Source organism: Oceanimonas sp. CAM02 (assembly GCF_032842915.1).
GTDB classification, from domain to species: domain Bacteria; phylum Pseudomonadota; class Gammaproteobacteria; order Enterobacterales; family Aeromonadaceae; genus Oceanimonas; species Oceanimonas smirnovii.
Genome location: NZ_JAWJBK010000013.1, coordinates 142,041 through 150,808 on the forward strand (window position 1 = coordinate 142,041; position 8,768 = coordinate 150,808).

Genomic DNA, 8,768 nt, shown 5'->3' on the forward strand with positions numbered 1-8,768 from the left:
GCTGTAGCAATGGATCTCGGATTTCCGTGGTGGCTTCGTGTGGAGCACTTCCTCAACATCATCTTTATTTCGTTTCTGGTTCGCTCAGGCCTGGAAATTCTGGGTACCTACCCCAAGCTTTACCGTTCCCAGCACACAGTGCCCGGCACCGCCTGGGCCAAATTTACCGTTCAGCAGGAGCCCAAGCACAAGTACTACACAGTAGGCGGCGAAGACAGTGACTACTCCCCGCGTATATCGCTACCCGGCCATCGCCAGCTGGGTCTGGGCCGTTACTGGCATTTCATCACAGTGACCGGCTTTGTGACCTGCTGGCTCATTTACTTTATATTGCTGCTGGTGACCGGCCAGTGGCGGCGCTATGTGCCCACCAGCTGGGACACCTTTACGCAGGCGGGCCACGATATGCTGGCCTATCTTGCCTTTACCATGCCCCACCCCGCTGATGGCATGGTGTTTAATGCCCTCCAGCAACTCTCTTACGGTTTTGTGGTGCTGATACTCACGCCTCTGGTTATTCTGACCGGTGCCTTTCAGTCTCCGGCCATTGCCAACCATTTTTCACGCATTACCCGCCTGCTCGGCGGCCGCCAGGTGATCCGCAGCACGCATTTTTTGTGTCTGGTTGGCTATGTCGCCTTCTTTGCCGTGCACCTGCCGCTGGTGTTTCTTCACGGCTACCTGCACGAAACTTCAAAAATGGTGCTGGGCCACTCCAACAACCCGATTTTAGGCGGCGCTATTTTCACCCTCGGCCTCGCCTTCGTTATTGCGCTGCATGTGGTGGCCACCCGCTGGACCCTGGCGGACGGCCGTGCCGTTGAGAGATTGCATAACCGGATTGTGCGGCCATGGTCCAACCTGCTGTATAAACTGCCCGCGCGCATGCACTACGACCGCTCCAATATCACAGGTAAAGACGTGGGGCTGAAGAACGCCACACAAAACTTTCGTGGCAGCGGACGGCCACCCGAAACTCCCGAGTACCTGGCGCTGATGGCCAACGGCTATGAAGACGACTATGTGCTTGAGATTGGCGGTTACGTTGAACGCCCCATGACCCTGACCATTGCAGAGCTGCACGAGCTGGCCGCAGGCCACTCACAAACCACACTGCACCACTGTGTGCAGGGTTTCAGCTCCATCGGGCGCTGGCGTGGCGTTGCCGTGGCAGACCTGCTGGATCTGGTTAGGCCCCTGCCCGGTGCCACCGATGTGGTGTACACCAGCTTTCAGAACATGGGCCGCGATGATGCCCTGTATGAGGGGGGAACCTACTACGAGTCCACCCCCATGGTGGAAGCGCGCATGCCCCAGACAATGATTGCCTTTGAGCTGAACGACGAAGGCGAGATCCCGGCCAAAAACGGTGCGCCGGTGCGGCTGCGACTGGAAACCTCAACCGGATTTCGCAGCCTGAAGTGGCTGGAACGCATTGAGGTAGTTAACCGCTACGACATTATCATTGAAGGCCGCGGCGGTTTCTTTGAAGACACCGACTTCTTCGACCGCAACCAGCTGATCTGACCGTTCGCGAATAAAGGAAAGAGTTTTATGACCCTGAAAAAAACACGCCCGCGCACGCAAGCCGAGCTGGATGCCTGCATGGCCGCGCGGCAAAGACCGGTGCGCAACACCTTTGAAGGTATGTATCCGCTGCATGAAGATATGGAGCTGTCGGACGAGCAGGTACAAATAGTGCTGGACTACCTGCAGGAGGTGAATTTTCATCTACCCGGTGCCGCCCCCCATGAGTTTCTTGTGGTGCGCTGGGCGCGCTACACCGGGTTTCAGTTTATGCAGGAAGATCTGGAAGCCTATGCCATTGGCCTGAGATGCACGCACCCCGGCATGGAAGATCAGCACACCTTTATTCGTATGTCCTGGGGCCAGCTGATGGGCGACCCTGATGCCGTTCGCCTGCCGGTGAACGAACCCGTGCTGGCAAGCGACATGATGACCCTCGCCCGCTATCGCGACACCCGCACCGGCCCGTCAAACACCGGCGTAAATGCCTATGGCGATGGCCCTGCACCCGGCACCGATTTTGACCTGAAGCTGCTGAACGGCGCACTGGATGACGTGATAGCGCAACACCAGACCGGCCAAGGGCGTGAAATCAACTCATGGTGGAACCCCGCCCTGAACTGGGGCGTGGCACTGGCAGGACGCTACCCGCGACTGAAATACTTTGAGCACAAGGGTCACCTGGATGAGAACACCCTGACTGCGTTGCACGCCTTTGAAGCACGGGCTGCAAACGCAGAAACCGCCTTGCAGGCACTCGGCCTGGCCTCCCCTGCAGCCGTGGCCAAATCTGCACTTGAACAGGCGGAAAAAGCAGAGCGCGGAACATTTTTCCGCAAACACCGTATTCGCAACCCTTAAGTTAACTCCTTGTTCGTAAAGCAAATTTCAGTAGTGGTAACGACACGAAATGACAGTGACGGCTTGATCATCTACGGCGTAAACAAGCCTGTTTGTATCATCAATACGGCGAGACCAGAAGCCAGCTAAATTCTCTTTTAGCTGCTCTGGCTTACCGATGCCCTCAAAGGGTGAACGCTTTACATCAGTAATCAGCTTGTTGATGCGCTTGAGTGTTTTCTTGTCTTGGGTTTGCCAATCATCCCAAGCGTTATCTGTCCAACACAGCAAACGTTGACTGCTACTCATCAATCAGGTCTCGTGCTTTTGCTTTGCCAGCACGATACTGCGCGATGGAACCATGCAAGTGTTCAGCATTTTGCGGAGAGCGGAGTAAATGCACGGTTTCCATCAGGCTATTGTAATAGTCCAGAGACATAACCACTGCATCTTCTGAATCCCGGCGAGTGATGATGGTGGTGTCGGCATCGTTCACCACATCGTCCAACACTGATTTAAGGCTATTTCTGGCCTCGGTAAAGGATACAATTCTCATAAGAACCCCTACATGTACAATTAATGGAACAAGTATAGCTTTCAGGTTATGACTTGTACAGCTAACTGGACATGATACATTGATACGGAAACTACCCTGTTGGAACAGGGTTAACGCTTCAATCAGCCGACGCGTTAGCGTCAACTTGGTGGCCTTGTTAGCCACGTGCCAAAATGACACAACAATTGCCAATCTCAAACAACCATGCCATACTCTTCATGTGCCACTTTGACACTCAATGGAGGTTTGTATGGCCGCTGCATTACCACGTATCACTGCCCGTGTAGACATTGATACTCAAGAATTACTATCACAAGCTACTGCTATCGCCGGCATGTCTAGTATTAACTCATTCGTTCTTAGTGCCGCTGTTGAAAAAGCAAAACAGATTATGGAACGTGAACGAGCACTTAAGCTCAGTCAACGTGATGCCATGATGCTCATGGATGCTCTTGATGAACCAGCAAAACCTAATGCGCGTCTGCAACGGGCAGCTGCTCGTTACAAGGACAAAACGCAATAATGAAGACGGTACAATTAGACAAAGTTAAACACGACCGTCATCGCTTTGATTGTGGTATTGATGCTCTAAACAATTATTTGAAAATCATGGCAAGTCAACAGGCCAAGAAAGACAACACCCGTACTTTTGTGCTTGAAGATGCAAACTGTACCGAACATGTTATTGGCTATTACACACTAACCATGACACCTATTGATTTAACATCATTACCAACAAAACTACAGAAGAAACATCAAAATGCCAGCTCTGGCGGCTTGATCGCCCGACTTGCTGTTGACCAACGATACAAAGGTAATGGCTATGGTGAATGGTTACTTATTGATGCAATTAAAAAATTGCTAATGGCCAGTGAAACTGTAGCCTTTCCTCTCGTTATAGTTGACGCTAAAGACGGTGCCGAATACTTCTACGAAAAATATGGTTTCACTGCATTTCAAGATGCTGAAAACAAACTATTTATAACTATTGCAGATGTACGATCTAGCATTGGCGATTGATGGATCGCCTTTTGCGGCTAACGCCCGCATAAAATGCGGATAATGCTTGGCTATAATTAGCGAAGAATGAGCGCCAGCCAAGCGTTTGACGTCACTTTTGATGCGTTTGTTATAAGTACATTACTCAGAGTGCTTTTTGTATAAAGCTAACTTTGAACTTTCTAACTGACTCAAAAGCACTTCTTTCATTTTGCTTTGACTTATCCCTATTTTGTTCTCTTTAAACCTTACACTATTTACTCGAATTATGAGTTCTGCACCTTTATCTTGTTTAGCGACAAACTCAGGAAATTCAAAAGATATAACACACGTTCCACTATAATTAATAAAATCAAATGTATAAGAAGCTTCTATCCTGTGCATTTGAATGTTTTTATGTAACCTTTGATTTTTAATGAAAAATGTGGAATGTAGCTCTTTACCTTGAATTTCTAAGTTACTAACTTTTTCTTGCATCCAAGAAATTTCTTCTGGGAGTTCTAGGGATGTGTCAGGGCTAAAGCCAATATCCTTAGTATCTTTGAAGTAAAGCTCGTTATTTGTTTGCTTTTGACTCAACTCTTGTAAGAACTTAATTCTTTTTTCATTAGTGAAATCAGAAAACTTTATCTTTTTCACTTTTTCTTCATTTTTAACGTGACCCGATTTCTTTAGAAGCCCAATCACATCAGCGGTTATTTTATTAGCCACCTCCTTTGTTTCATCTGACGTATGAGACAAACTGATATTAATATCTAAAGCATCTCCATCTTTTTTTAGTTTAACTTTTCCACTAAACTGAGTCGTATTCTTATTCCAACTTTGAGTGTAGTCATATCGTTCCACACTAAAATCTAACTCAATATTGTTAGGATCGTTATCTATGGTCTTAAAGCTTGGATTCCCCAAAACCTTATAATTCGCAAACTCTTTTTTAGTAATTTGGTTTACATTGTAACCTAATGGTATTGCATCAATTAAATTTACATCTACTGCTTCACATTTAATTGATTGTGTCTGCCTTTTGGGGTTAGCTTCTCTTACCTTTAGGTTTTCGTTGAGTTCAATTAACTCTAAGGGGGTTATTCCTGTCCGCACTAAGATAGGGATATATGAACTTTTCTCTTCTACAGCAACAAAAATCCCTCTTCTACGAACCAATCCTCTAAGATCTGATTTAACTACGCCTGAATCATTTAAAAATTCTCTTAGTGAATCCCCAAATGGTAATAGGTATTTTTTATTCATTTATTAAATTCCTAAAATCAGAGCTATAAGATTTTACAACTACATTAAGCGAACTTTTAGTGTCCTTTTTTAAACGTTTTGCTCTTTTTAAGATTGGCTCATGTTTCAAGGGGTCGTATTCTGGAAAAAGGAAAATAAAGTCACCGGTGAAATCTTGTGAAACGTCACTGGCCAAATACAAGAGTCGATTAATAGCTTCTTCGGAAAAATCTTCTCTACTAGACAAACAAAATGATACTTTTTTTGTCTGCTTATCAATTATCCTGAATGGTAATAAATTTGAAGTTAAATACTCAACAGGCATGATGCTTCCGTATTTATCAATATCAGGATCTTTAAAGTTGGAGGAGCTAAATGCATAATGAAAGTAACACTCATAGTTTCTGTAATTATTACGAATATAATTCACAGAATCGTAAATGAATGCTGCACGACTATTATCAACAACATGTACTGTTGAGAAGTTAAGGCTTTTATCTAAATTTATATTTGCAATTTTACTTATAACATCTTGGTCTGACTCTTTATGGTTACTTAGCCAAAAGAGAACTCCAACATCACTAGCTTTATTAATCCCTGACATTTCATAGTCTTCGTTATTAGACGACCTCAAGTCAGACTTCATAAAGCACTCTACCGTTTGGGCTAAGTCTTTTAAATGCTCTTTAAATTTTGATGATGGATTGGCAGGGTAAGGATCATTTGTATATTTGACCGATAGTACAATATTTTCGAGTGTGTAATCTTGGAGTTGAGATCTAAATGAATGGAATACATCAATACCATGACTTGTTCTATTCTTTTTTGCACTTGCTCTTTTATGTTTTTCTGGAAAATGACAACTTATTGACTCATCGTCTAGAAAATTATCCCAACCTATAATAGTTAGAAATTCAGAAACAAGCTTTTCTCCTTTTTCACCAATTTTTCTTGATAGCTCACCCATAACTTTCCTTAAACTTATTATTCAAATAATATCGAACAGGCCAAATTGTACTTATAACGCCCGCCACACACGCGAGCAACTTGTTGCGAGTCGAGCGCCCGTAGGGCGCGTTTGTGCTGGCGTTTGTTAAGTGCGCACACTACAGAGACCAGCCATGTTGTTTTGCAATAATAGCTACCAAACGCGGAATATCTTGTTTTGCTGCAGCAATAAAATCCTGATCTGCAACAGTAGCACCAGCCAGTTCAATATCATTGTCGGCCGTTTGTATGAAATTTGAGCCAGATGAGTGATCTCTCCCCTCAACAAACGAGACCCAAGGGCCATCAGTTGCAGCAGTACAACGTTCGAGAATGCTTTTAAGCTCATCTTTGGTTATATCCACAGCGTGATTTCCTTGCACACTTAACGCTGAGCACAGCGGCGACCTTGGAATGGCGACGAAGGAGCCATGGAATGGCGACGAAGGAGCCATGGAAAGGGCGTCCGGCGGCCATCGGCCGCGTACTGCTGCGACTTGTTAATTTTAGTTTCGGGCTGCGCTATAACTCAGACTGACAACCCGCCAAGCTGCACCATCCCACTCCCAGGTTTCAGAGAACGCGACTACCGGCCCTTGGGATTGACCAGAAGTGGTGTACCCCTGACCAGTGACTGTGGTGCTACTACCAAAATCTTGAATGGTTAACTCAGTATCGTTTTTTTGCCCGCCTTGGGGAAACCAACTTCCATTACGCTTGGCTGACGAGATCGCGTCGATTTGGGATTTCTTGGATTGGACACCACGCTCGGTAGTGACCGTAAAATCGTCTGCCTGGACCCGAGCAAGGTGCTCAACGTCACCTGCGAAAAAAGCCGAGTACCAGTTTTCTCGTACTTGTTTCAGATCTTCGTGATGCATGGACTGCTCCCTGTCTTTAGAAATTAACGCCGCTGACACGGGCCGACTGGAGCGCAGCGTAAGGAGGTCCGGCCGCAACTTGTTGCGGCATTGTGCTCAGCTTTGTTATGCATTATTTACGACGACTTCTTAAGAATTCAGTTATTTTAGAGTACCCATCTAGACCGATATTTTGAGTTTCCGGTCCCTTATATGGCCAGTGAGAACCTCGAATAACTAAATTCACACCTGACCTCAATTGGGTGTCAAGCGCTGGAGACAATACAAGACACCCTTTTTCATTGGTCGTTATCGCTTTGTTTTCGTCAACTCTGATCATGGCTGCAATACCTGGATAATCATTTCCGCCTACACATAAAATCTCCTGAGATGGATCGCTTAGATTTAGCCAGAGATAGATATTGCTCTTAAGTTTCATTTCTCCAAACTCTTTGCTAATTTTGTGAGGATATCGACTAGTGGTAATAATCTGCTCATCAGTCATTTCGTCGTTTTTAATACGAAAATCCCAAGTGTCCTCATAAACTGTATTCTCATTAGCTTTTTTTCGCTTATATTCACATGAGAAAGAAGTACAGCTCACTGTAGAAGTTGGATCGAACCTTCTTCCTAAAGCGCCAGAGCCATCAGAGAAAATTGTAATCACATAATTGTCATCAGAGATAACGGTGGGCTCTTGCGCCAAAGACAGGCCCGACAGTGATAAAAGATAGAAACCCAAAATTAAGTTAATTAAACTCTTCATACTCTCCTCTTGCATAACGCCATGTTAAGGGGTGAGCAATGCAATACGATGCTTCCGCACACCACCTAAATCACTAAAATCAACGCATAGCGAAAATGCCACGCGTTGCGAATCCCTCTTGAAAATTTTGTTAGCTGTGTTCTTCGGCGTTCGATACTCTATAAAAAATACCTACGTACAAAAGACTATATTCACGTCTCGCTGCTTTAACTTCATTGAAATGTTCTAGCCCAGAACTGTTCCCTGACACATTAACCAACCCTAATGCTTTTGTAACTGCAGACTCAAACTGAACTACCAATTCATAAGCTTTATGATCTTGAAGCGTCTGACAAATTGCTATAGCTTCAGCTAAGGCTATTTTCCTGCTTTCAACGGTGAACGAAATATAGTCATCTACAACTAAACTGATGAAATCACGTTTTAATGTTTTAGCTTCTGTTTTCTCAGCAATTAGCCCACTGTAATTGTGTAATATCACCTCAGCCTTTGCATAAACTGGACTGAGTATTTTTTGCAACTGGGTTAACGCTAAATGCTGAGTTTTAAGCCTTTCAGCTTTTCGAATCGAACTTTGTTGAAGTTGCGTAAGTTCAATATCTTTTTCTCTAGTGATTTCAGCAACACGTTTAGTTTGAACGTACCCGAACGCAGTTGTCCCCAACGCTACAGCGTATGGACCAACCGCTTTGACAAGCTCAATAAAATTAAAAGGTTGTTCTATGTCTGCCATTTATACTCCATAAGCAGCTAACACCGCGTTAAGGGGCAGCAACGCGCTACCACCAAACTTCAATTTACCACCGAAAATACAGATGCCACCATTTAAGCCAAAGTCGCCACGCGTTGACTGTCCCTCTTGAACGCCTTGTTGAACTAAGCCGCTGCGCGGCAGAACAATGGCGCTGCACATCATACTGATCTCAGAGCCCTACCAGAGGGGTAGCGGACTGGAGATAGTATGATGAATAGCCAACAGCAACGCCACTTCGATGCGCTGTATCAG

Annotated in this window: 12 protein-coding genes; 4 read left to right on the top strand and 8 right to left on the bottom strand. The window is 45.2% G+C overall.

The genetic code is table 11. From position 1 onward, the window contains the following. Window positions 1-9 precede the first annotated feature (9 nt). Together R0I78_RS03965 and R0I78_RS03970 are read left to right on the top strand one after the other, a co-directional pair. Complete coding sequence (locus R0I78_RS03965; RefSeq protein ID WP_317074389.1) at window positions 10-1,527, top strand: molybdopterin-dependent oxidoreductase; 1,518 nt, start codon at window positions 10-12, stop codon at window positions 1,525-1,527. 27 nt (window positions 1,528-1,554) lie between these two features. Then, complete coding sequence (locus tag R0I78_RS03970) at window positions 1,555-2,388, top strand: hypothetical protein (protein WP_317074390.1); 834 nt, start codon at window positions 1,555-1,557, stop codon at window positions 2,386-2,388. A gap of 27 nt (window positions 2,389-2,415) precedes the next feature. Here the strand turns inward: R0I78_RS03970 and R0I78_RS03975 are convergent, their stop codons facing one another. Next, window positions 2,416-2,676 (bottom strand): Txe/YoeB family addiction module toxin, encoded by a 261-nt coding sequence (locus R0I78_RS03975; protein WP_317074391.1) that lies wholly within the window; start codon window positions 2,674-2,676, stop codon window positions 2,416-2,418. Beyond that, complete coding sequence (locus R0I78_RS03980; protein WP_228212956.1) at window positions 2,669-2,923, bottom strand: type II toxin-antitoxin system Phd/YefM family antitoxin; 255 nt, start codon at window positions 2,921-2,923, stop codon at window positions 2,669-2,671. The genes R0I78_RS03975 and R0I78_RS03980 overlap by 8 nt, the downstream gene beginning before the upstream one ends. Before the next feature lie 250 nt (window positions 2,924-3,173). Between R0I78_RS03980 and R0I78_RS03985 the strand changes: the two genes are divergently transcribed. Together R0I78_RS03985 and R0I78_RS03990 are read left to right on the top strand one after the other, a co-directional pair. Then, complete coding sequence (locus R0I78_RS03985; RefSeq protein ID WP_228212957.1) at window positions 3,174-3,446, top strand: DUF1778 domain-containing protein; 273 nt, start codon at window positions 3,174-3,176, stop codon at window positions 3,444-3,446. Then, a complete protein-coding gene (locus tag R0I78_RS03990) occupies window positions 3,443-3,943 on the top strand; it encodes a GNAT family N-acetyltransferase (RefSeq protein ID WP_317074399.1) in 501 nt (166 codons plus the stop codon). The genes R0I78_RS03985 and R0I78_RS03990 overlap by 4 nt, the downstream gene beginning before the upstream one ends. Before the next feature lie 120 nt (window positions 3,944-4,063). Here R0I78_RS03990 and R0I78_RS03995 read toward each other — a convergent pair whose 3' ends face one another. From R0I78_RS03995 to R0I78_RS04020, 6 genes are all read right to left on the bottom strand, one after another. Beyond that, on the bottom strand, window positions 4,064-5,170 hold the full coding sequence (locus tag R0I78_RS03995; protein ID WP_317074392.1) for a hypothetical protein: 1,107 nt from the start codon (window positions 5,168-5,170) through the stop codon (window positions 4,064-4,066). Then, window positions 5,163-6,116, bottom strand: coding sequence for a hypothetical protein (locus R0I78_RS04000; protein ID WP_317074393.1), 954 nt, complete (start codon window positions 6,114-6,116; stop codon window positions 5,163-5,165). The genes R0I78_RS03995 and R0I78_RS04000 overlap by 8 nt, the downstream gene beginning before the upstream one ends. A gap of 139 nt (window positions 6,117-6,255) precedes the next feature. Then, entirely contained in the window at window positions 6,256-6,501 is a 246-nt protein-coding gene (locus tag R0I78_RS04005) for a hypothetical protein (RefSeq protein ID WP_317074394.1), read from the bottom strand. A gap of 141 nt (window positions 6,502-6,642) precedes the next feature. Beyond that, window positions 6,643-7,017, bottom strand: a complete 375-nt coding sequence (locus tag R0I78_RS04010) for a nuclear transport factor 2 family protein (protein ID WP_072677064.1) — start codon at window positions 7,015-7,017, stop codon at window positions 6,643-6,645. Window positions 7,018-7,129: 112 nt separating this feature from the next. Next, window positions 7,130-7,762 carry a hypothetical protein gene (locus R0I78_RS04015; protein WP_317074395.1) on the bottom strand — a complete coding sequence of 211 codons (633 nt, stop codon included), beginning with the start codon at window positions 7,760-7,762 and terminating at the stop codon, window positions 7,130-7,132. Window positions 7,763-7,892: 130 nt separating this feature from the next. After that, window positions 7,893-8,495 carry a hypothetical protein gene (locus R0I78_RS04020; protein ID WP_317074396.1) on the bottom strand — a complete coding sequence of 201 codons (603 nt, stop codon included), beginning with the start codon at window positions 8,493-8,495 and terminating at the stop codon, window positions 7,893-7,895. Between the last annotated feature and the right edge of the window lie 273 nt (window positions 8,496-8,768).